The organism is Polaromonas sp. P1_E12, from assembly GCF_056405975.1.
In genome coordinates this window covers 313,698-333,100 of the sequence record NZ_JBFUBB010000001.1, presented here as the reverse complement: position 1 = coordinate 333,100, position 19,403 = coordinate 313,698, and the positions used below count along the sequence as shown (strand labels likewise).

Genomic DNA, 19,403 nt, shown 5'->3' with positions numbered 1-19,403 from the left:
ATGACCTGGGTGTTGCTCAGGGGCTTGACCCGCGAGGCGCGGCACTGGGGAGATTTCCCGCTGCAGTTGCAGGAAGCCACAGGCCGCAGCCCCGGCCAGGTCATCACGCCGGACCTGCCCGGCAATGGCAAATGGTGCGGGCAGCGCTCCCCACTTTCCGTGGAGGAAATGGTCGAGGCGGTGCGCCGGCAACTGGCGGCGCAGGGCGTACGGCCGCCCTACGCAGTGCTGGCGATGTCCCTGGGCGGCATGGCGGCGGCCAGTTGGGCACAACGCTACCCGGACGAAATTTCGCGGCTGGTGCTTGTCAACACCAGCATGCGGCCCCACGCACATTTTGCGCAGCGCCTGCGGCCCCGCAGTTGGCTGACACTGCTGGCGATGGCTTCGCACTGGCGGAACATTGATGCCGTGGAACAAAAAGTCCATGAACTCACCTGCAAGCGCCAGGAGCAAAGGCAGCAGGATCTCACGCAGTGGCGCTTCATCCGCCAAAGCGCACCTGTGAGCGCAGCCAACGCAGCGCGGCAATTATGGGCAGCCACCCGGTTCACCTGCGCACCTCTTGCACCGCGTTGCCCGGTGCTGGTCCTGTCTTCAGCCGGCGATGCCCTTGTCAACCCGGCCTGCTCCGCGCAGCTTGCCCATGCCTGGCAAACATCGCACCGGGAGCACCCCTGGGCAGGGCATGACCTGCCGCACGACGACCCGCGCTGGGTGTGCCAGCACGTGGCGCCATGGGACAACGCCTGCGCATGAATAGTTCCAGCCCTGCGGGCTGGGTGCCAGCGGGGCGGGACAAATAAGACCCGGCACGGGACAAAAACATCCCACCCCATCAGGCAACGCAGCGACTGGGTTGGGGTGATATTCCTCTTCGAACCCAAGGGACAAATTGGTCCCGCAGCTCCTGTTTTCTGCGCCAAATACCTTTTGGATTCATGCACTTGCACGCGCTGCTCACCTGGCACAGGGTTTGCGAACCTTTGCGGCAAAAGGAGCGCAGCCCACACCATGGCAGACCAAAGGATCAAACGGCACGTTTATCTTCCCGGCCTGGCGGCCTTCGACACCGGCCACCGCAAGGCAGCGGTGATGGAAATGGGACACACCGGTGCCAACAACGAGTTCAAACCAGGCACGGTTTTTGTCGACAACATCGAAGCCCAGCGCGCGGTGCGTGCGCACTACGAGGAACGCCATGCCAGCGTGATGGACAAGCTGCTCGCCGGCAACCTGACGATTCCGCAAAAGCAGCAACTGCAGCGCGAATACCGCGGTTTGAGCTCAGCGATCCGCAACGTCAGGGTCGTGCAGCCCGGCATGGCGCCGTACAACAACCGGGAAAACGGCCCCGCCGATGTTCTGTTCGTCAAGGGCCATGGCAGCCCGCGCAATCCCAACTCCATCACCACCGTGGCAACGCCCGTGGACGAAGACGAACACCACCCGCCGGGCCTGTTCGAGCAGGCAACAAAGGTCAACATCAAGCGCGGCTACAAGATGACGCACACGGCGCAGGATATTGGGACTGCGGTGCACAATATTGCCAATTCCGTGAACAGCCCGGGCCTGGACGTCCGGCTGACATCCTGTGGCAGCGCCGGTACGGTGTCGCGCGACCACGTGGCCATCGGCCCGCGCAATTTGGCCCAGACCTTTGCCGGGCAGGTTTCTGCCACGCTGGATGCCCAGCACGCCGATCCGCGTGTACGCGTCAGCGGGTTCCAGGGCGACAGCAACTCCACATTGCCCAGCCGGCAGGGCGCCGACGATGGTTTCGTCACGAAGATCAAGGAAAAACCCGAAAACCCCAACAACCTGCACCACTTTGTCGATGCCATGGAACGGCAGACAGCCAAGCTCGGGCCCTTGCATGAAGCACTTGAACCCATCAAGCAACCCCTGCGTGAAGTGGCGGTGGCGACCAGACTGAAAGCAAACTTGCCGATGCCCCCGATAGCGTCCCTTGGTGTCGCACCTGCAATGCATGCAAATATGCGGCCTTTCACCAAAATTGTGACCACCGACAACGTCAATACCCAGCGCGTGGCGACCGGGACCCGGACGGCCGCGCTGACACCGATTGACAGGCACTAGGGCGGCACCACGTCCTCCGGGTCCTGCACTTCTTGTAGCGCCAAGGTAACCAGCAACTGAGGTTTGACAAGACTGGGGCTTTTAGGCGCCACCGGATGCCTTCGTGACGGCCCTGGTGCAAAATCGGCTGTCTCCCGTCGACACCATGAACAAGCCCAACCCACCTGCTGCCAGCACAGCGCTACACGACACTGCGGCGGCCGAGCCACTTGCAGGTGCCACCACCCGCCGCAACCGGCGCATCTGGGCATTGGCGCTGGGCACCACCGCCGCCATCTGGCAACTGGACCCCGCCCTGACTGAAATGGCGGAAATGATCGGCATGATTGCCTGTGCCGGCAACAAGACGCTGGCCAAGGACGCCATCATGCAGATGCGGGCGAAAGCGGACGCGCTGCGCGCGCAGATTCCCCCCTTGCCGGGCAGCGCATTGACCAAGGTTGTGCGGCGCGCGGAAGCAGCCTGCGGTGCAGTGCTGGACAAAGGCGTGCGTGTGAAGGAAGTGCAGACCAGCTGGGACCATTTTTTGGCCTGTGTCCGCGCGCTGCAAGACCCCCGCAAGTAGGGCCGCAAGCCCGGCTGCCGTCTGCCGTGCGACTCACTCCAGGGACTTTTGCAGCGGGTCCACCGCGCCCAGCGTCCCGTCAATTTCACCTGTTTTTCATCTGATGTGTTTTTTGGGAGCGCAACTGATGCTGACACCGGCCGCCCATGTGCGGCATGATGGCCCCATGAACCCAAGATTTTTCTCACGCTTTTGCAAGCGTGTGCTGGCCGCGCGGCTGTTGTGGGCCGGCCCGGCATTTGCCATGGCCGTTGCCGCCCAGGCAGCTCCGCCGCCGTTTGAAGACACCATCGCGCAGCGCACCATGGCCTGCACGGCTTGCCACGGGCCCCAGGGCCGGGCAGCTCCCGACGGCTACTACCCGCGCCTGGCGGGAAAACCGGCGGGCTACCTGTACAACCAGCTGCTGAACTTTCGCGACGGGCGCCGCCACTACGGTCTCATGACGCAGCTGATCGAACCGCTCAGCGACACCTACCTGATGGAGATCGCGCAGTACTTCTCCCAGCTCGAAGTCCCCTATCCCGCACCCCTGCCCGCTGCCGCATCACCCGAGGCCATGCGCCATGGACAGCAGTTGGTCATGCAGGGCGACGCTGCGCGCCGGCTACCGGCCTGCGTGCAATGCCACGGCCAGGCCATGACCGGCGTGGCGCCTGCCATTCCGGGCCTGCTGGGGCTGCCACGTGACTACCTCAATGCACAGCTGGGTGCCTGGAAGGCCGGCCAGCGCCGCGCGCACGCGCCGGACTGCATGAAAAATGTGGTGGAAAAACTCACCGTGGAAGACATCAATGCCGTCGCCAGCTGGGTGGCGGCGCAGCCCCTGCCGGCAAGCACCAAACCAGCCACCACGCTGCCCGCGCTCGCACCCGGCGCCGTGGTCATTACCTGCGGTAGCGCAGCAGACATGCCCACTGTGCCGGCTTCGCCCACCAGGAAATTGCAAAAATGAAGACCCTCCTCAAATGGGCGGTGGGCCTTTCCACCCTGGCAGCCGCCGCGGTTTTACTGGTATGGGCGCTGAATGTGCGCGACGAAGTCGACGTGAAGGCGCCTGTGGCTACCGCGGCCCCCAGCGACAGCCTGATTGCCCGGGGCGCCTACCTGGCGCGCGCCGGCAACTGCCAGACCTGCCACACCGTGCAGGGCGGCCAGGCCTATGCGGGCGGGCGCGGCATCGCCACGCCGTTTGGCACAGTGTTCACCTCCAACCTCACGCCTGACGACAAAACCGGCATCGGCAGCTGGTCATCCGCCCATTTCTGGCGCGCCATGCACAACGGCCGCTCCAAAAACGGCCGCCTGCTCTACCCGGCCTTCCCCTACACCAGCTACACACAGGTCACGCGCGAAGACTCCGATGCGCTGTTTGCCTACCTGCGCAGCCTGCCCGCTGCGGTGCAGCCCAACCAGTCCCATGCGCTGCGCTTTCCTTACCAGTCGCAGGCAGCGCTTGCAGTGTGGCGCGCCCTGTATTTCAGCCCCGGTGCATACCAACCGGACGTCGCACGCAGTGCCGACTGGAACCGCGGGGCCTACCTGGTCAAGGGCCTGGGTCATTGTGCGGCCTGCCACACCGCACGCAATGCGCTGGGCGCCAGCGACGCGGGGCTGGACCTGGCCGGCGGGCTGATCCCCATGCAGAACTGGTATGCGCCCTCATTGACCTCGCCGTATGAAGCGGGCGTGAGCGACTGGGACAGGCAGCACATCGTGAGCCTTCTGAAAAACGGCGTCTCACCACGCGCCTCGGTCACCGGCCCCATGGCGGAAGTCGTTCAGCGCAGCACGCAGTATTTGAGCGATGCCGATCTCGGCGCGATGGCGCAGTTCCTGAAAGAGCTGCCGCCCACACACACCACGTCCCCGGAGCCGGCCACCATCAAGACTCAGGGCGAGTCTGTGGAACGCGCCGCCAAGCTGTACGAACAGCACTGCGCCCAGTGCCACGGTGCCAGGGGCGAAGGAATCGCCAATGCCTACCCGGCGCTGGCAGGCAATCGCGCCGTCACCATGAGCCAGGCCGTGAACCTGGTGCAGATCGTGCTCAATGGCGGCTACGCACCAGCCACCACGGGCAACCCGCGCCCCTTTGGCATGCCGCCCTTCGTATTGGTGCTGAACGACGCCGATATGGCGCTGGTGCTGACGCATGTCCGCCAGTCATGGGGCAATAGGGCGAGTGAAATCACGCCGGTGGAAGTGAACCGGATACGGGCGAATACGGGGCGGTAGACGAATCACTGCGCTTCGTTGCGAAGCGGGGCGCAATGGTCGTCCTTTGAATACAACAGGACCCGGGCCGCCAGCGCCTTTCATCTGCAGGACAGCGGCCTGCCAGCTACACACCTAAAATCACCTGCAGTGTGCAGCCCCCGCTTCTGTTGATCTGGTTCATGGCGGAACTGCACCGCAACCGAAAGAGCGCATGTCGGCAGTCGTTGAAACCTGGTTTGGTGAGGCCTTCGCACAACTGCACCCGTTGCTGCAGGAACTCCATCGGTCTGGAGGCACGCTCTCAGGCACAGTCGAGGTTCGCCTGGGCACCGGCCTTGCCGGTTGGGCGGGCCGGCGGCTTGCGCAAAAACTTGGTGTCCCGCCTTGCGACGGAACTGCATCGATGAGCGTTTCCATCTTCAGCACTGACACCGAGCTTCATTGGAACCGTACCTTCAATGGAACCTCCACGTTTGCCTCAACCTTCACGCCGACAGGTCGTTATCCATCGGGTTACTGGGTCGAGTCATCGGGCCTGCTTCGCCTCAACCTGGGTGTTTCCATTGTCAATGGCGGCTGGGTCTGGCGTCCCATCGGAGGCCGGCTAGCGGGCGTTCCATTCCCTCTTTGGCTCCTGCCTCGCACGGCCGCATCGAAGTGCATCGACAACGGTCAGTATCAGTTCAACGTGGAAGTCGGCCTCCCATTGCTCGGTACAGTGCTCTCCTATAGCGGGAACCTGTCGTCTGAGCCTCTCATGTGAAAGCGTAGGTGGCTAGATGCATCCAGCCGGATCGAAAGTCGTACTCATATCCTTCAACGGTGCCCGGTGCGCGCCTGAAGATTGTCACCCTGCCGAGAACTATTGGCTCCTGATAGGGACCCGGGGAACCATCGCAGGTCCGGTAAACGCAAACGGCCGCGTGCTGGTCACGTTCGATATCCCGGTGAGTGAAGTGGGCCTGACATGCCACAACCCCACACCCAACAGCCTCTACATTCTGGAAACCGACCTTGCGCATTCCCAATAAATTGTTCATGCGTCGCAACAACAGCAGGCATCGTGCAGCATCACAGTCAATGCGTCCGTTCATTTTTAAATCAGGCCTTGATCATGCATTCACTACCACTTGCCAATGCCGTCCCTGAGAACGAAGACAAGGAGAAAATTGCGCAGCAGGCGCGCCAGAAGTTCTCAGGCTCGCTGGCGAACGACACTCAATGGAACGAGCTGATCACATACGTGCGCGGCCTTGAATGGAGACCTTCGTATCGCTCGAAGTGGGTCAACGGCCACATTTCGGGCTGGGATGTCGAATGGTTTTATCACCTGCCCTACCCGTTTGTGGGCGTGGAGTGGTTTGACATCGGCTTGCATGGCGAACTCCGCACGGGCCGCCTTCTTGCGCCAAAGATCATTGACTATTCGCCTGTGTTTCTCGGAAGGTTGAAAGAGATCGGCTTCGATTTTGAATACAGAGACGGTGTGGCCAGAATCTGGGGCTATTACCCAAAATCATATGAAGATTTTCCGCTTGGCACATCTGCTTAGTTCTTACGCCATGGATCCACACCACACCCGAATTACGTTGGCCTCAATATGACTCCTCAACAGAAAAAACGTCTCAGCTACCTGAAAGACCGTCGAAATACCTACGGCGAAAATAGCAAGGCTTCGCGCAAAGGAATACCGCTTTCCAAGGCGAGAGGCATCCGGTCTGAGCGACACGCGCAAGACCACAAACTGGCGCAAGTAGTGCGGACTGTTGACCCAGAACAACTCGACGCGCTTGAGAACCAGGTGCGCTCTACCAAGCCACGCCACTGGCGCAAATCTGCGGACGACCCATTGGGTGAAGTGCTGGGCAGTCGAAAGAGCCGGCGGGCGGTTCGAGCCAGCGTGAAAGCTAGTGATTGACCATCTTGTCCCGCCGCGACAACGACGGAAACAGCCTGAACCACGCCGCAGCCACCAGCAGCGTACCCACCCCACCCGCCACCACCGAGCCCACCGGCCCCAGCAGCGCAGCAGTGGCGCCTGATTCAAACTCACCAAGCTGGTTGGACGCACCGATGAATACCGAGTTGACGGCGCTGACGCGGCCGCGCATTTCGTTGGGGGTTTCGATCTGCACCAGTGTCTGGCGCACCACCACGCTGACCATGTCGGCACCGCCCGAGACGGCCAGCACCAGCAGCGACAGCACAAAACTGGTCGACAGGCCAAACACCACCATGCACACGCCGTACAGGGCGACTGCTGACAGCATGGTCGGCCCGACGCGTCGCTCCAGCGGCCAGCGTGTCAGCACCGCGGACGTCAACAGGGCGCCGACCGCAGGGGCGCCGCGCAGCAGGCCCAGGCCCCAGGGCCCGACGTGCAGGATGTCTTTGGCGAACATGGGCAGCAAGGCCGTGGCGCCGCCCAGCAGCACGGCAAAAAGATCCAGCGACGCAGCGCCCAGCAGGGCCTTGCGCTGCCATACAAACTCCACGCCGGCCAGCAGCGTGCGCAGCGTCACCGGCTCGCGCGGCGGCGGCGCGTGGTCATAGCGCAGCACCGCGATCAGCACGCAGCCGGTGGCAAAGAGGAAGGCGCAGGTGGCATACACCGCCGTGGCGCCGGCCACAAAAATCACGCCACCTAGCGCCGGCCCGCCTATGACCGCCGCCTGCATGCCGGCCGAGCTGAAAGCCATGGCGCGCGGCAGCATGGCAGGCGGCACCAGCACCGGGGTGAGCGATTGCTGCGCGGGCATCTGGAAGGCGCGGGCCACGCCCAGCATGACCGATACCGCCAGCAACAGCTCGCGCGAAACCCAGCTGTGGTGCATTCCCCCAACTTGCCAGCCTTGCGTGGCCGCCACCAGGATCATCGCCACCGTGGCCTGCGTCACCAGGCAGGCCGCGATGATGCGCCCGCGGTGAGCCCGGTCGGCGACATGCCCGGCCACCAGCGTCAGCAACAAGGCCGGCACAAACTGGTACAGCCCCACCAGGCCAAGGTCCCAGGCGCTGCCGGTCAATTCGTACATCTGCCAGCCCACGGCGACCATCAGCATCTGGTTGCCTGTGGTGGCAAAAATCCGGGCGAACCACATGCGCATGTAGGCACGCTGGTGGGTGAGTTCCTTGAATGAGTGTGTCGGCATGCGGCCCGAAGCTTAACAGTGCCGTACCCGCAAGGTGTGGCACGGGGCTACTCTTGAGGGAACGCCTTCAGTGGCTGTAATGCTATTGATTTAATAGCTGCTTGCGCACGTCCTGCCTGGCTAAACCAGTATTCCCGCATCGTCTCATTCGCAGGCACGACGGCCGTGCCCGGAACTGAACCGATTTCGCCCGAACCGGGGGAGAAGCCCGATAAGCCCGCCTGCTGGCCTGAAAATTAGGCCATTGGCTTTAAGTGGGTGGCCGTTTTAGGCGAAACAGGCAGTTAACATGGCGACATAACAGGGCCACCCTGGCACCAGGAGGAAGAAGTTATGCACCGAATCGTCATAGTGGGCGGAGGCGCCGGAGGGCTGGCGCTGGCCACGCAACTGGGCAAACGCCTGGGCAAAAAGGGCCTGGCCGAGGTCACCCTGGTCGACGCCGCCCGCACCCATGTCTGGAAACCGCTGCTGCACCAGCTGGCCGCAGGCAGTTTTGACACCCACGCCGAAGAAATTGAATACCTCGCACAGGCCCGCTGGAACCATTTCAAGTTCCGCCTGGGGAGCCTGACCGGCGTGGACCGCCAGAACAAAACCCTGCAGCTGGCCGCCAGCCATGACGAAGCCGGCCGCGAGATCACACCGGCCCAGCAACTGGCCTACGACACACTGGTGATTGCCGTGGGCAGCCAGACCAACGACTTCGGCACACCCGGTGCGGCCGAACACACCATCAAGCTGGACAGCCCGCAAGCTGCCAAGCGCTTTAACGACCGCCTGATCAACGCCTGCATTCGCGCGCAAACCGTGCCGCGCGTGGCGGGTAGCGGCCGTCTGACGGTGGCGATCGTGGGCGGCGGCGCCACCGGGGTGGAGCTGGCCGCCGAGCTGCATGCCGCAGCACGGGTGCTGGCCAACTACGGCTTTGATCACATCCACCCCGAAAAAGACCTGCAGATCGTGCTCGTCGAAGCCGCGCCGCGCCTGCTGGCCCAGTTGCCCGAGCGACTGAGCGAATCGGCCATGCGCGAGCTGCGCAAGCTGGCCATCGAAGTGCACACCAATGAAAAGGTGGTGGAAGTCACGGCCGACAGCCTGAAGATGGCCAGCGGCAAGGTCATTTCATCGAGCATCACGGTGTGGGCCGCCGGCGTAAAAGCCTCCGACTTTCTACGGACCCTGGGCGATGGCAACCCGCTGGAAACCAACAGGCTCAACCAGCTGGTGGTGAACGGAAACCTGCAAAGCGCGGGCGACACAAACATCTATGCCTTTGGCGACTGCGCGGCATGCCAGCAACCCGACGGCACCTGGGTACCACCGCGAGCCCAGGCCGCCTACCAGCAGGCCATGTACCTGACGCGCTCGCTCTCCGACCTGATCGCCGGCAAGCCGGTGGCGCCCTTCGTCTTCAAAGACCAGGGTTCGCTGGTGTCACTGTCGGAATACTCCTCCGTCGGCAGCCTGATGGGCAGCCTCACCAAGGGCAGCTTCTTTATTGAAGGCCAGCTGGCCAAGTTCATGTACTGGGGCCTGCACAAGCAGCACCAGCTGGCGCTGGGCGGCTTCAAGAAAACCGCGCTGATCACCCTGTCTGAAATGCTGGACCGGACCTATCGCCCGCGCATCAAGTTGCATTGATAATCGGGGCATCACCCTCGCAATTTTTATCAACTTCACTCAACCCAACGGAGAAAACCATGGCAAAAGGACAGCAAAACAACAACAAGATGGTCAAGAAGCCGAAGAAGGACACCTCACCACCCAAGACGGTGTCTCCCGACGCGGTGCGCCCGACCATCGTGACGCAGGTACCACTGCGCGGCAAGCTGAAGAACAAATAAAGCCTTGATGGCCGGCTCTGGCGATTCGCCTGAAAATTTGCGGGAAGAAGTCCCGGCTGCTGCTACCGCACAGCCGGGCAATCCGCTGCACGGCGTCAAACTGGAAACGATCGTCACTGCGCTGTCTGATCACTACGGCTGGGAAGAGCTCGGCCAGCGCATCAACATCCGCTGCTTCACCAGCGATCCCAGCGTGGCGTCCAGCCTGAAATTTTTGCGCAAGACGCCCTGGGCGCGCGAGAAGGTTGAAAGCCTTTACCTATTCATGCTGCGGGAAGTCAAGCGCAGCAGCCCGCCGGTTCACAACTTCCCGCCGCCTAAAGCCAAGCACCAGCCCTAGAGGGGATTGGCGAACAGGAGCATCATGGCGATGCCCACACCGATCAGGAAGTTGGCATCGATCAGGCCGGCCAGCAGAAACATCTTGACCTGCAGCGGCTCCATCATTTCGGGCTGGCGCACGGCACCTTCCAGAAATCGCCCGCCCATCGCCCCTATGCCCAGGCAGGCGCCAATGGCGCCCAGGCCGATGATCAATCCACATGCAATGGCAATGGCACCTGCGTCAGTCATGATGTCTTCTCCTTGGTTAAAAACTTTTCGTTGACTGAATCATGAAGGCCGAGTCGCCGCAGAACAATTACCCCGCAGGTAATGTCATCGACATTCCAGGTGTGAGGCTGCTACACGCCGATGAGTTCCTGCTGGTGCTGGACAAGCCTTCAGGACTGCTCTCAGTGCCGGGACGCGGCGAAGACAAGCAGGACTGCCTGAGCGCCCGCGTGCAGACCGCCTTTCCAGACGCCCTGATCGTGCACCGGCTGGACCAGGCCACCTCCGGCCTGATGCTGATGGCGCGCGGCGCGGCCATGCAGCGGGCGCTGAGCCGATCGTTTGAAACGCGTGAGGTTGGCAAGCGTTACGTGGCGGTGGTTAGCGGCCGCTTGCCCGCACCGAGTGAGCCGAATGCCCCAGACAGCTGGGGCCTGATCGACCTGCCCATCATCGTGGACTGGCCACGCCGGCCGCTGCGCATCATCGACGGTGAACGCGGCAAACCCAGCCAGACCCGCTGGCGCGTGCTGGCGCATGACACGGCGGCTAACACCACGCGCGTAGAACTCGAACCTGTCACCGGCCGGTCGCATCAATTGCGCGTGCATCTAAAAGCGCTGGGCCATCCGATTTTGGGCGACGCGCTGTACGCCTCTGAAACGGTACAGGCGGCCGCGCCCCGGCTGTTGCTGCACGCCGCAGCGCTGCAGTTCATGCACCCGGCCAGTGGGCAGGCGATGGCATTTGAAAGCAAGCCCGACTTTTAGACCGCGAGCAGTTCCATGGTACCGGCGCTACCATGCAGCCATGACACAAACCACTCACCTCACCCTCATCACAGGCGCCTCGCGCGGCATGGGCTTTTCCATGGCACGCCAGCTGCTCACCGCCGGCCACACGGTGCTTGGCATTTCGCGCACGGCGGTGCCCGAGCTGGAAGAACATGCGCAGCACGTCGGCGCTACGGTGCTGCAATGGACGCATGACCTGGCGGACAGCGGCTCACTGAATGAGAAGCTGGAAAGCTGGCTCAAGGATTCACATGCCAAGAAACCCTGGACCAGCGTCACGCTGATCAACAACGCGGGCGTGATCCCGCAGATCGGCTCGCTGGACCAGATTGGTGAAGCCGACCTGGCAAGGGCGCTGCGTGTGGGGCTGGAAGCGCCGATGCAAATCACCGCCGCGTTCCTGCGCGCCACCGACAGCTGGCAGGCGCCGCGCAAGGTGCTCAATATTTCGTCAGGCCTGGGGCGCCGCGCCATGGCTTCGCAAGCGGCCTACTGCGCCGCCAAAGCCGGCATGGACCATTTCACCCGCTGCCTGGCACTGGAAGAAGCCCTGAAGCCCCATGGCGCCAAAGTCTGCTCACTCGCGCCGGGCGTGATCGACACCGGCATGCAGGAGCAGCTGCGCACAGCCGACCCCAAGGCCTTTCCGGATCGTGAGTCGTTTGTGGGATTAAAAACGGGTGGTGTGTTGACATCACCCGAAGATGCGGCAGCGCGCATCCTGGCGTTTCTTGCCCGACCGGACTTCGGCGCCAATACAGTAGCTGACGTGAGGGACTAATTAACTAGGCCCCCACGGTCGCTCACTTCGTGTAGCTCCCTGCCCCCCGAGGGGGCCGCCCGCCTGCGGTCTGGCAAAGCCAGTCCCGCGGCTCATGCTGGGTTGAAGAGTTCCATGGGCGTAACCGTTGAGATACTTCATCAGTGGGTGCCGCGGAACCGGCTTCGCCGGGCCGCAGGCGCCGTCCCCTGCAAGGGGAAAAGGGCTACACGGAGTGAGCTCGATAGGGGTGTGCCAGTCTTTCGACTTCGCCGGCCCCAGGCGCCGCCCCTTGAGGGGGGACAGGCTACACGCAGTGAGCCTGGGCGGGGTGTTAGTAGATTTCCGGTACCACAATGTTTTGTGGGACCGGAGTACGCACATAGTCCTCATGGCGCACCCGTTCGGGCAGCACGATGGGCGGGTGCGGGGTTTCCTGGTAGGGCATCTGCTGCAGCAGGTGGTGGATGCAGTTCAGGCGGGCTTTTTTCTTGTCGTCCGCCTGCACCACCCACCATGGGGCCTCGGGGATGTGGGTGCGGTCCAGCATGATTTCCTTGGCCTTGGTGTACTCCTCCCAGCGGCGGCGTGACTCCAGGTCCATGGGGCTGAGCTTCCATTGCTTGAGCGGGTCGTGGATGCGACCGAGAAAACGCAGGTGCTGCTCTTCGTCGGAGATGGAGAACCAGTACTTGATGAGCTGTATGCCCGAACGCACCAGCATCTTTTCAAACTCCGGCACAGTACGGAAAAATTCCTCGTACTGGTCGTCAGTGCAAAAGCCCATGACGCGTTCCACGCCGGCGCGGTTGTACCAGCTGCGGTCAAACAGCACGATCTCTCCGGCTGCCGGCAAATGGGACACATAACGCTGGAAGTACCACTGCGTACGCTCGCGGTCGTTCGGGGCCGGCAATGCCGCCACACGGCAGACGCGCGGATTAAGCCGCTGGGTGATGCGTTTGATCACGCCGCCCTTGCCGGCGGCATCGCGTCCTTCAAACAAAATCACCACCTTGTGGCCGGTGCTGACCACCCAGTCCTGCAGCTTCACGAGTTCGGCCTGCAGGCGGAACAGCTCACGGAAGTACTGGCGGCGGTCTTCTTTTTCCTGTGCCGCGTCCCTGGGGCTGCGGGCAGGTTGCTCTTCCCCGATAAGCTCGGCCACGGTGCGGTCTTCAATCTCCATCTCCAGCTCTTCGTCGTAGCTGTCGATCAGGTCATTGCGGATCCGCCGCATCAATTCTTCGTCGCTTGAACTCAAGGTTCTCTCCTGCACAACCGGAAATCGGTCAACACCCCAGCGTACCCGCGGCACATGGCAGTTTGATGAAACAGCCTAAAAACGTTATCTAAATCACCGGACTTTCAAGCCGCCCTGCAGGGCAGGAACGATATCAACCCTGTCTTTGCTTCCCTTTTGATAGCTGCTTGCGCACGTCCCTATTGGGTTTCAAGGCAGTTTTCCTTAAAAATCAGGAACTCCCATGACGTGATCAGCTTTTCTTGAGGATCTGGTAAATCTCGTCCTTGACCTTGAGCCGCCGCTTTTTCAGGTCTTCCAGCGCCTCGTCCGTGATGACACCCACGCCCTGCTCATACTTTGCAATCGCGTGGTTATCCTCGTCGTAGCGCGCAAAGAGCTCGGCAAAGTGTGGGTCAGACACCTTGAGGCTGCGCATCTTCTGCAGGTATTCCGGAAATTCATGTGCAATGTCGTGGTTCAGAAGGTCCATGAAAAACTCCTTTTGTGTAGCGTCACGCCGTCGGGAAACGAACAGCTGTTCAGTCGCGCACCACCAGCACAGGCAGGTGCGCGTGGGAAAGCACCTGGGCGGTGACGCTGCCCAGCACCAGTTTTTCAAGCCCGCGGCGGCCGTGGGAACCCATGACAATCAGGTCGGCATTGATCGTCTCGGCGGTGTCCAGAATGCCGCGATAGATGGCATGGCCTTCCACCACCGAGCCGGTAGCGGTGATACCCGCCTCCTGGAAAGCCTGTTTGGCTGCGGTGATGGCCTCATTGGCTTCGGCCGTGGCAGCGCTCAGGTATTCGGCCTGCCCATAGGCAAAATCGGCGCCCACCCCGGTAAAAGCATAAGGGTCTATGACGTAAACGACTGTCACCTCGCTCTTGAATGCCAGGGCGACTGCCAATGCATTGCCGATCGCCTTGCGCGCGGTGGAAGAGCCGTCTACAGGAACCAGAATGTGCTTGTACATGATGGAATCTCCTTGAGCCAGGAATGGATTCTGCGGCCGGCGCCCTTCGCGGGTCAATGCCGGCCAGCGCAGGGCCGCTACGGGCCCGCCATGCATCAGTTATAGGGTATTGGGCGACAGGCCGCCGTCAGACAAGGCGCCGAAACCGCAGCACTGCGCTGCACGGACGTCACTGCCCCGCGGCATTCATTCAGGTTTGATATTGGTCGATTTGGCCAGTTGCGCATAACGCGCCAGGTCCACCTTGATCAGCCTGGCAAGCGCGGCGCCGTCGCCGCTCAGGGGCTCCACGCCTGCCCCTGAAAGGTTTTCCCTCACGGCAGCTTCAGCCAGCACCTTTTGAACGTCCGCGTAAATTTTGGCAACCACCTCGGGCGGCATTTTGGCCGGGCCCATCAGCGCATACCAGATGGAAAAGTCCAGAGGCTTCAGGCCCTGCTCTTCAAAGGTCGGCACCTGGGGCATCAGGTCGTAGCGCGTGGCGGTTGACACGCCAATGCCGTTGAGCTTGCCGGTCTTGATGTGCGGCGCAGCAAGGTTGGCGCTGAGGATGGCCAGTTGCACCTGGCCGCCCACCACGTCGGTCAGCGCAGGGGCACAGCCCTTGTAGCCGACATTGGTAGCACTGACACCAGACTTTTGCTTGACCAGTTCCATCACGAAATGCTGCGGTGTGCCGACGCCACAGGAGCCGTAGCTCAACGCTGCCGGATTGGCTTTGGAATAGGTGACCAGTTCCTGAATCGTCTTGATGTTGGTGCTTTGATGAGACACCAGCGCGATCGGCGTGAGGCCCAGCAGCATGATGGGTGTCAGGTCTTTTTCGGGGTCGTAGTTGAGCTTGCCGTTCACGGCCGGGTTGACCACCATGGTGCTGTTTTGCAGCAGCAGCGTGTAGCCGTCTGCCGGCGCCTTGACCACGGCTTCCGTGCCGATATTGCCGGAAGCGCCCGCACGGTTGTCTACCGCAATGCCCTGCCCCCACAGGGTCTGCAGACGTGCGCCGATCTGGCGCGCCAGGATGTCGGAGCCGCCGCCGGTGCCATAAGGAACAATGATGCGCACAGGACGGGACGGGTAGGCTTGCGCCAGCGCCTGCGTTGCTGTCATGCATGTCAGTGACATCAAGGTGGCCAGGGCCAGGAGCTTGGGAAATTTCATGGTTCGCCTCTTTCGTTTGTCGGGTTGCCTATTCAACGGCGCCGATGCGGCGGCTCCACAGTTCCCATGGCCGCATGACCTGCCCCTCGTTGGTTGCCATGGCCAGGTCCGCTTCTTCGGGCGTCAGGAACTCGATGGGGCCCAAGGCAGATGCCGTGAGCTGCAGCTTGGCATTTTCTTCGGCATAGACCGCCCGGTAAACCGCGCGCTCCAGCGAAGGCGCCACCACGGTCGAGCCGTGGCCACGCATCAGCACGCAGGTGTGCTGGCCCAGCGCCCTGGCGAGGTCTTTGCCCAGCCCCATGTCGCGGATCAGCAGGTCAGTGTTTCCGTTGGACTCGCGGATTTCATACAGCGACGAACCGCTACCCAAAAAACCGCTCATGTGGAAGATGGGGCGCAGACGCTGGCCGGTCACGCCGAAAGGAATCACACTGGGGGAATGGCTGTGCACCACCGCCATCACGTCAGGCCGCGCGCGATAGATTTCGCCGTGGATAAAGCGCTCCAGGTAAGAACGCAGCGTGGACTCACCCACCAGGTCCCCATTGAGGTCGTAGGTCAGGATGTCAGCTTTTTTGACCAGGCCGGGGGCGCGGTTGCAGGACAGCAGGAAATGTTCAGGTGACTTGTCGTGGCGCACGCTCACATGGCCGAAGCCGTCCACCACACCCTGGTCGTACAGGATGCGGTTGGCCATCACGAGTTTTTCGATCAGCGCTGGATCGGCCGCGGAAGGCGTCATGAAGTCTCCTTATTGGCAACGGCCCGGAAGGGTCATTTTTAATAAGCATACATATTACATGGCAAATTTTCCAGGCAAACGCTGAAGATTCAGGGTAAACCCGCCCTCTTCAGGCGTTCATCGGGCCTCCCGGCAGCAGCAGCCTCAGGCTGGTGCGTCAGGGCTCGATCTTCACGCCCTTCCAGAAGGCAATATGGCCCTTGATGTTGTCGGCTTCGGGCTTGGGATTGGGGTAATACCAGGCGGCATCGGTGTTCATTTCACCGTTGACCAGCAACGAGTAGTAGCTGGCCTGGCCTTTCCAAGAACACATGGTGTGGTGGTTGCTGAAGGTCACGTAGTCGCGGTTGAGCGCGCTTTCAGGGAAATAGTGGTTGCCTTCCACCACCACGGTGTCGTCGCTTTGCGCAATCACTGCGCCGTTCCAGATGGCTTTCATGGGTCTTTCTTTCTGCTCAAGCTGATGTTGAGGCGGGATGTGGAAATCGATCGATTGATCGGGAATTCGGAAGATGCAGGGCTCCATGCTAACCCTCCGCACAGGTCTTGGCCGACCCAGGGATTTATGAAGCCGCCCGACAAGAATGACGGCCAAAAAAAAAAGCGCCGGTGACAAACACCAGCGCTTTTTATTGAGGCCCCTTCTTAAGGCCAGCATGAGCCGCAGGGCCGGCTTTGCCGGACTGCCAGCGGGCGGCCCCCTCGGGGGGCAGCGCATTACACGAAGTGAAAAGCGTGGGGGCCCATCAAGCAAGACGGAGATTCTTGCCTTCAACAATCACCTTCGAACCCACTGCCACGGCGCTGGAAAGCTCCATGTTGCGCACGGTGCCATCGTCCATGCGAACGCGCACTTCGTACACGGTGACCTTCTTCATGTTTTTCTCGATCTGGTTGCCGGCAAATGCGCCGCCTGCAACACCCAGCACGGTCATGGCGGTTTTGCCATTGCCGCCGCCCATCTGGTTACCGACAAGGCCGCCGACAACGCCGCCAGCTACCGTGCCAAGTCCGATGGTGGTGTTGCCCACGTCCACGCCATTCACCTTGCCCTGGCGTTGGACAGGAGTCACAGCTTCGACGGTGCCGCAGGTTGCGCAGACATTGGCGCGCGGGGTGGCTTGCGCGACTACGACCGGATTGGTGTGCGGCTTGGTAGTTTGGGGGCGTTTGGATGTATCGGCCGCCAGCTTGGCGGTCTGCGCGGGTTCATTGACGGCAGCCGATCCACCCGGCTGCGCGTCGGACCGGTTGACGACCAGCGCGGCGGCCAGTGCCATGACGGTCACGCCGAGCACGGCGACGATGGCGACAAGCGCCTTGCTGTGCTGCAGGCGCTGCGAGAAGCCCGGCTGGTGGGCAGGCTGAGGTTGAACGGCGGGTTGGTTAACTTGGTTGTTGGTGTCCATGATGGAACTCCTGTGTGTGAGCCCCGGTTGTAACAACACCGACGGATACATCCTGTAGGACGAAGTGACATTCGTAAGGAAAGCTTTCCGCGTTCAGGTGAAAGTGTGCGCTTTTCCGCACTTCAGCACGCGTTCACACTGCCCTCATACAGCCTTCACCCAAGCTTTACACGTCTTTTTAGACGCCCCCATGGGGATGGGTCGGGTCCACCCACAGCACTGTGTCCGGCTTTTCCACCGGATCGATATCGAGGTTGATAGCAACCGCTTCGCCATCACTGCGGCACAGCACGCACTCCAGCACCTCGGTCGGGCTGGCGTTGATTTCCTGGTGCGGCACGTAAGGCGGCACATAGATGAAGTCGCCCGGACCGGCCTCGGCGGTGAACTCCAGGTGGTCGCCCCAGCGCATGCGGGCTCTACCCCGAATGACATAGATCACGCTCTCCAGGTGGCCGTGGTGATGCGCGCCGGTCTTGGCGTCAGCGTGGATGGTCACTGTGCCGGCCCACAGCTTTTGTGCGCCCACGCGGGCAAAGTTGATGGCGGCCCGCCTGTCCATGCCCGGTGTCTGTGCCGTGTTGCTGTCCAGCTGATTGCCGGCGATCACGCGCACGCCGTCGTGCTTCCACGGCGGGTCGGCTTCTCCATGCGCATGGGGATGCTTGTGTCCGGGACCGTGGGAATGATCGTGGTCGTGAGGATGATGCGGAAGCGTGGGGTCATTGCTCATGCTGTCAGCGTACACCAGCGCCGTGCATTCAGTCCAGCACAACGGCCTCCCGCACTGCGCAGCGATGCCGCGTCCGCTGAGCAACCTTACTTGTAGCGTTCCCGCGCCAGCGCCGCACCTGCGCCCAGCGCCTGCAACTTCTTCAGCGCCACTTCGCGGTCCATGGGCGCCAGGCCGCAATTGGTGCAGGGAATCAATCGGTTCCTGGGCACATATTTGAGCGCCTGGCCGATGGTGTCGGCCACCTGCTCGGGTGTTTCAATCTCCTCGCTGGCGACGTCGATCACGCCGACCATCACGTCCTTGCCCTCAAGCAGCGCCATCAGGTGCGGCGGCACGTGGGAGTGGTAGCACTCCAGGCTGACCTGGCGGATGGTGCTTTTGGCGAGCGCCGGAAACACGGTTTCGTACTGCCGCCATTCCTCGCCCAGGGTTTCCTTCCAGTCGGTGTTGGCCTTGATGCCGTAGCCGTAGCAAATGTGCACGGCGGTCGTGCAGGTCAGATCCTGCGCCGCGCGCTCCAGCGCCCTCACGCCCCAGTCGGCGGCTTCCTTCATGTAGACATTGAAGGCGGGTTCGTCGAACTGAATGATGTCCACTCCGTCGGCCTGCAGCGCCAACGCTTCCTGGTTCAGCAGTTCGGCAAACGCCATCGCCATCTTGACCTTGTCGCCGTAGAACTGGTCGGCCACGGTGTCGACAATCGTCATCGGGCCAGGCAAGGTGAATTTGATTTTTTTGGTGGTGTGTGCGCGCAGCAGCCGTGCTTCAGCAGCATGCACCCGGCCCTTGAGCTTGAGCTGGGACACCACCTGCGGCACCATCGCGTCATAGCGGTTGTCGCGTATGCCCATCTTGACCTTGTGCTCGAAGTCGATACCTTCAACCTGCTCCAGAAAACCGTGCACAAAGTGCTGGCGCGACTGCTCGCCGTCACCAATCACGTCCAGGCCCGCGTCTTCCTGCACCTTGATCCACAGCAGCGTGGCGTCGGCCTTGGCCTGCTTGAGTTCTTCGCCTTCACTTTTCCACTGAGGCCAGAGTTTTTGGGTTTCCGACAGCCAGCCGGGTTTGGGCAGGCTGCCGGCGATGGCGGCGCTAAAGAGCGGAGTGGCAGGAGGCGTTTGCATGGGGTGGTCCTT

At 62.0% G+C, this 19,403-nt stretch carries 24 protein-coding genes; 13 read left to right on the top strand and 11 right to left on the bottom strand.

Annotated features, from left to right (window positions below):
* The 8 genes from AC1D13_RS01575 (at position 1) to AC1D13_RS01540 (ending at position 6,803) form a co-directional block, all read left to right on the top strand.
* The gene (locus AC1D13_RS01575; RefSeq protein ID WP_477688810.1) at positions 1-759 is read left to right on the top strand and encodes an alpha/beta fold hydrolase; all 759 of its coding nucleotides are present in this window, start codon (positions 1-3) and stop codon (positions 757-759) included.
* Between the two features lie 255 nt (positions 760-1,014).
* A complete protein-coding gene (locus AC1D13_RS01570; RefSeq protein WP_457279203.1) occupies positions 1,015-2,100 on the top strand; it encodes a hypothetical protein in 1,086 nt (361 codons plus the stop codon).
* A gap of 145 nt (positions 2,101-2,245) precedes the next feature.
* On the top strand, positions 2,246-2,665 hold the full coding sequence (locus AC1D13_RS01565) for a hypothetical protein (RefSeq protein WP_477688809.1): 420 nt from the start codon (positions 2,246-2,248) through the stop codon (positions 2,663-2,665).
* A 166-nt stretch (positions 2,666-2,831) separates the two neighbouring features.
* Positions 2,832-3,620: a c-type cytochrome gene (locus AC1D13_RS01560; protein ID WP_477688808.1), complete on the top strand. Its 789-nt coding sequence runs from the start codon at positions 2,832-2,834 to the stop codon at positions 3,618-3,620.
* Positions 3,617-4,903: a c-type cytochrome gene (locus AC1D13_RS01555; protein WP_477688807.1), complete on the top strand. Its 1,287-nt coding sequence runs from the start codon at positions 3,617-3,619 to the stop codon at positions 4,901-4,903. Before AC1D13_RS01560 ends, AC1D13_RS01555 begins: the two co-directional genes overlap by 4 nt.
* Before the next feature lie 193 nt (positions 4,904-5,096).
* Positions 5,097-5,648 (top strand): DUF4166 domain-containing protein, encoded by a 552-nt coding sequence (locus AC1D13_RS01550; protein WP_457279207.1) that lies wholly within the window; start codon positions 5,097-5,099, stop codon positions 5,646-5,648.
* Between the two features lie 351 nt (positions 5,649-5,999).
* A complete protein-coding gene (locus AC1D13_RS01545) occupies positions 6,000-6,437 on the top strand; it encodes a DUF6678 family protein (protein ID WP_457279208.1) in 438 nt (145 codons plus the stop codon).
* Between the two features lie 48 nt (positions 6,438-6,485).
* Positions 6,486-6,803, top strand: coding sequence for a hypothetical protein (locus tag AC1D13_RS01540; protein ID WP_477666320.1), 318 nt, complete (start codon positions 6,486-6,488; stop codon positions 6,801-6,803).
* Here the strand turns inward: AC1D13_RS01540 and AC1D13_RS01535 are convergent.
* Positions 6,793-8,037 carry an MFS transporter gene (locus AC1D13_RS01535; protein ID WP_457279209.1) on the bottom strand — a complete coding sequence of 415 codons (1,245 nt, stop codon included), beginning with the start codon at positions 8,035-8,037 and terminating at the stop codon, positions 6,793-6,795. The genes AC1D13_RS01540 and AC1D13_RS01535 overlap by 11 nt on opposite strands.
* Before the next feature lie 333 nt (positions 8,038-8,370).
* Between AC1D13_RS01535 and AC1D13_RS01530 the strand changes: the two genes are divergently transcribed.
* Genes AC1D13_RS01530 through AC1D13_RS01520 form a run of 3 tightly spaced genes read left to right on the top strand, consistent with a single transcriptional unit; the run spans position 8,371 to position 10,224 of the window.
* Positions 8,371-9,681 (top strand): NAD(P)/FAD-dependent oxidoreductase, encoded by a 1,311-nt coding sequence (locus AC1D13_RS01530; protein ID WP_457279210.1) that lies wholly within the window; start codon positions 8,371-8,373, stop codon positions 9,679-9,681.
* 59 nt (positions 9,682-9,740) lie between these two features.
* The gene (locus AC1D13_RS01525) at positions 9,741-9,884 is read left to right on the top strand and encodes a hypothetical protein (RefSeq protein WP_164483755.1); all 144 of its coding nucleotides are present in this window, start codon (positions 9,741-9,743) and stop codon (positions 9,882-9,884) included.
* A 7-nt stretch (positions 9,885-9,891) separates the two neighbouring features.
* On the top strand, positions 9,892-10,224 hold the full coding sequence (locus tag AC1D13_RS01520; RefSeq protein ID WP_457279211.1) for a VF530 family protein: 333 nt from the start codon (positions 9,892-9,894) through the stop codon (positions 10,222-10,224).
* Here the strand turns inward: AC1D13_RS01520 and atpE are convergent.
* On the bottom strand, positions 10,221-10,457 hold the full coding sequence (atpE, locus tag AC1D13_RS01515; RefSeq protein WP_007868318.1) for a F0F1 ATP synthase subunit C: 237 nt from the start codon (positions 10,455-10,457) through the stop codon (positions 10,221-10,223). The two genes, AC1D13_RS01520 and atpE, sit on opposite strands and share 4 nt — an antisense overlap.
* 41 nt (positions 10,458-10,498) lie before the next feature.
* Between atpE and AC1D13_RS01510 the strand changes: the two genes are divergently transcribed.
* Both AC1D13_RS01510 and AC1D13_RS01505 read left to right on the top strand, forming a co-directional pair.
* Positions 10,499-11,206 carry a pseudouridine synthase gene (locus AC1D13_RS01510; RefSeq protein ID WP_457279212.1) on the top strand — a complete coding sequence of 236 codons (708 nt, stop codon included), beginning with the start codon at positions 10,499-10,501 and terminating at the stop codon, positions 11,204-11,206.
* Positions 11,207-11,246: 40 nt separating this feature from the next.
* Positions 11,247-12,011 (top strand): SDR family NAD(P)-dependent oxidoreductase, encoded by a 765-nt coding sequence (locus tag AC1D13_RS01505; RefSeq protein ID WP_457279213.1) that lies wholly within the window; start codon positions 11,247-11,249, stop codon positions 12,009-12,011.
* A 313-nt stretch (positions 12,012-12,324) separates the two neighbouring features.
* Here AC1D13_RS01505 and ppk2 read toward each other — a convergent pair whose 3' ends face one another.
* The 9 genes from ppk2 to AC1D13_RS01460 form a co-directional block, all read right to left on the bottom strand.
* Complete coding sequence (ppk2, locus tag AC1D13_RS01500) at positions 12,325-13,230, bottom strand: polyphosphate kinase 2 (protein ID WP_457279787.1); 906 nt, start codon at positions 13,228-13,230, stop codon at positions 12,325-12,327.
* 256 nt (positions 13,231-13,486) lie between these two features.
* Positions 13,487-13,726, bottom strand: a complete 240-nt coding sequence (locus tag AC1D13_RS01495; RefSeq protein ID WP_457279214.1) for an HP1242/YdcH family protein — start codon at positions 13,724-13,726, stop codon at positions 13,487-13,489.
* A gap of 49 nt (positions 13,727-13,775) precedes the next feature.
* The gene (locus AC1D13_RS01490; RefSeq protein ID WP_477688806.1) at positions 13,776-14,213 is read right to left on the bottom strand and encodes a universal stress protein; all 438 of its coding nucleotides are present in this window, start codon (positions 14,211-14,213) and stop codon (positions 13,776-13,778) included.
* A gap of 186 nt (positions 14,214-14,399) precedes the next feature.
* Positions 14,400-15,374 (bottom strand): Bug family tripartite tricarboxylate transporter substrate binding protein, encoded by a 975-nt coding sequence (locus AC1D13_RS01485; RefSeq protein WP_477688805.1) that lies wholly within the window; start codon positions 15,372-15,374, stop codon positions 14,400-14,402.
* Positions 15,375-15,402: 28 nt separating this feature from the next.
* Positions 15,403-16,119 carry a class II aldolase/adducin family protein gene (locus AC1D13_RS01480; RefSeq protein ID WP_477687868.1) on the bottom strand — a complete coding sequence of 239 codons (717 nt, stop codon included), beginning with the start codon at positions 16,117-16,119 and terminating at the stop codon, positions 15,403-15,405.
* 157 nt (positions 16,120-16,276) lie between these two features.
* Positions 16,277-16,558 carry a DUF427 domain-containing protein gene (locus AC1D13_RS01475; RefSeq protein ID WP_477674366.1) on the bottom strand — a complete coding sequence of 94 codons (282 nt, stop codon included), beginning with the start codon at positions 16,556-16,558 and terminating at the stop codon, positions 16,277-16,279.
* 307 nt (positions 16,559-16,865) lie between these two features.
* The gene (locus tag AC1D13_RS01470; protein WP_477687869.1) at positions 16,866-17,528 is read right to left on the bottom strand and encodes a glycine zipper 2TM domain-containing protein; all 663 of its coding nucleotides are present in this window, start codon (positions 17,526-17,528) and stop codon (positions 16,866-16,868) included.
* Between the two features lie 178 nt (positions 17,529-17,706).
* Positions 17,707-18,261: a cupin domain-containing protein gene (locus AC1D13_RS01465; RefSeq protein ID WP_457279219.1), complete on the bottom strand. Its 555-nt coding sequence runs from the start codon at positions 18,259-18,261 to the stop codon at positions 17,707-17,709.
* 86 nt (positions 18,262-18,347) lie between these two features.
* Positions 18,348-19,391 carry a methionine synthase gene (locus AC1D13_RS01460; protein WP_457279220.1) on the bottom strand — a complete coding sequence of 348 codons (1,044 nt, stop codon included), beginning with the start codon at positions 19,389-19,391 and terminating at the stop codon, positions 18,348-18,350.
* Positions 19,392-19,403 lie beyond the last annotated feature (12 nt).

What these genes read in the sequence shown, in the direction of transcription:
- AC1D13_RS01495 (WP_457279214.1), bottom strand. Translation starts at nt 13,726, where the DNA reads ATGGACCTTCTGAACCACGACATTGCACATGAATTTCCGGAATACCTG.
- AC1D13_RS01570 (WP_457279203.1), top strand. Translation starts at nt 1,015, where the DNA reads ATGGCAGACCAAAGGATCAAACGGCACGTTTATCTTCCCGGCCTGGCG.
- AC1D13_RS01475 (WP_477674366.1), bottom strand. Translation starts at nt 16,558, where the DNA reads ATGAAAGCCATCTGGAACGGCGCAGTGATTGCGCAAAGCGACGACACC.
- AC1D13_RS01565 (WP_477688809.1), top strand. Translation starts at nt 2,246, where the DNA reads ATGAACAAGCCCAACCCACCTGCTGCCAGCACAGCGCTACACGACACT.
- AC1D13_RS01510 (WP_457279212.1), top strand. Translation starts at nt 10,499, where the DNA reads ATGAAGGCCGAGTCGCCGCAGAACAATTACCCCGCAGGTAATGTCATC.
- AC1D13_RS01545 (WP_457279208.1), top strand. Translation starts at nt 6,000, where the DNA reads ATGCATTCACTACCACTTGCCAATGCCGTCCCTGAGAACGAAGACAAG.
- ppk2 (WP_457279787.1), bottom strand. Translation starts at nt 13,230, where the DNA reads ATGCGGCGGATCCGCAATGACCTGATCGACAGCTACGACGAAGAGCTG.
- AC1D13_RS01550 (WP_457279207.1), top strand. Translation starts at nt 5,097, where the DNA reads ATGTCGGCAGTCGTTGAAACCTGGTTTGGTGAGGCCTTCGCACAACTG.
- AC1D13_RS01470 (WP_477687869.1), bottom strand. Translation starts at nt 17,528, where the DNA reads ATGGACACCAACAACCAAGTTAACCAACCCGCCGTTCAACCTCAGCCT.
- AC1D13_RS01535 (WP_457279209.1), bottom strand. Translation starts at nt 8,037, where the DNA reads ATGCCGACACACTCATTCAAGGAACTCACCCACCAGCGTGCCTACATG.
- AC1D13_RS01465 (WP_457279219.1), bottom strand. Translation starts at nt 18,261, where the DNA reads ATGAGCAATGACCCCACGCTTCCGCATCATCCTCACGACCACGATCAT.
- AC1D13_RS01505 (WP_457279213.1), top strand. Translation starts at nt 11,247, where the DNA reads ATGACACAAACCACTCACCTCACCCTCATCACAGGCGCCTCGCGCGGC.
- AC1D13_RS01460 (WP_457279220.1), bottom strand. Translation starts at nt 19,391, where the DNA reads ATGCAAACGCCTCCTGCCACTCCGCTCTTTAGCGCCGCCATCGCCGGC.
- AC1D13_RS01480 (WP_477687868.1), bottom strand. Translation starts at nt 16,119, where the DNA reads ATGACGCCTTCCGCGGCCGATCCAGCGCTGATCGAAAAACTCGTGATG.
- AC1D13_RS01520 (WP_457279211.1), top strand. Translation starts at nt 9,892, where the DNA reads ATGGCCGGCTCTGGCGATTCGCCTGAAAATTTGCGGGAAGAAGTCCCG.
- AC1D13_RS01560 (WP_477688808.1), top strand. Translation starts at nt 2,832, where the DNA reads ATGAACCCAAGATTTTTCTCACGCTTTTGCAAGCGTGTGCTGGCCGCG.
- AC1D13_RS01575 (WP_477688810.1), top strand. Translation starts at nt 1, where the DNA reads ATGACCTGGGTGTTGCTCAGGGGCTTGACCCGCGAGGCGCGGCACTGG.
- AC1D13_RS01485 (WP_477688805.1), bottom strand. Translation starts at nt 15,374, where the DNA reads ATGAAATTTCCCAAGCTCCTGGCCCTGGCCACCTTGATGTCACTGACA.
- AC1D13_RS01555 (WP_477688807.1), top strand. Translation starts at nt 3,617, where the DNA reads ATGAAGACCCTCCTCAAATGGGCGGTGGGCCTTTCCACCCTGGCAGCC.
- AC1D13_RS01525 (WP_164483755.1), top strand. Translation starts at nt 9,741, where the DNA reads ATGGCAAAAGGACAGCAAAACAACAACAAGATGGTCAAGAAGCCGAAG.
- atpE (WP_007868318.1), bottom strand. Translation starts at nt 10,457, where the DNA reads ATGACTGACGCAGGTGCCATTGCCATTGCATGTGGATTGATCATCGGC.
- AC1D13_RS01540 (WP_477666320.1), top strand. Translation starts at nt 6,486, where the DNA reads ATGACTCCTCAACAGAAAAAACGTCTCAGCTACCTGAAAGACCGTCGA.
- AC1D13_RS01490 (WP_477688806.1), bottom strand. Translation starts at nt 14,213, where the DNA reads ATGTACAAGCACATTCTGGTTCCTGTAGACGGCTCTTCCACCGCGCGC.
- AC1D13_RS01530 (WP_457279210.1), top strand. Translation starts at nt 8,371, where the DNA reads ATGCACCGAATCGTCATAGTGGGCGGAGGCGCCGGAGGGCTGGCGCTG.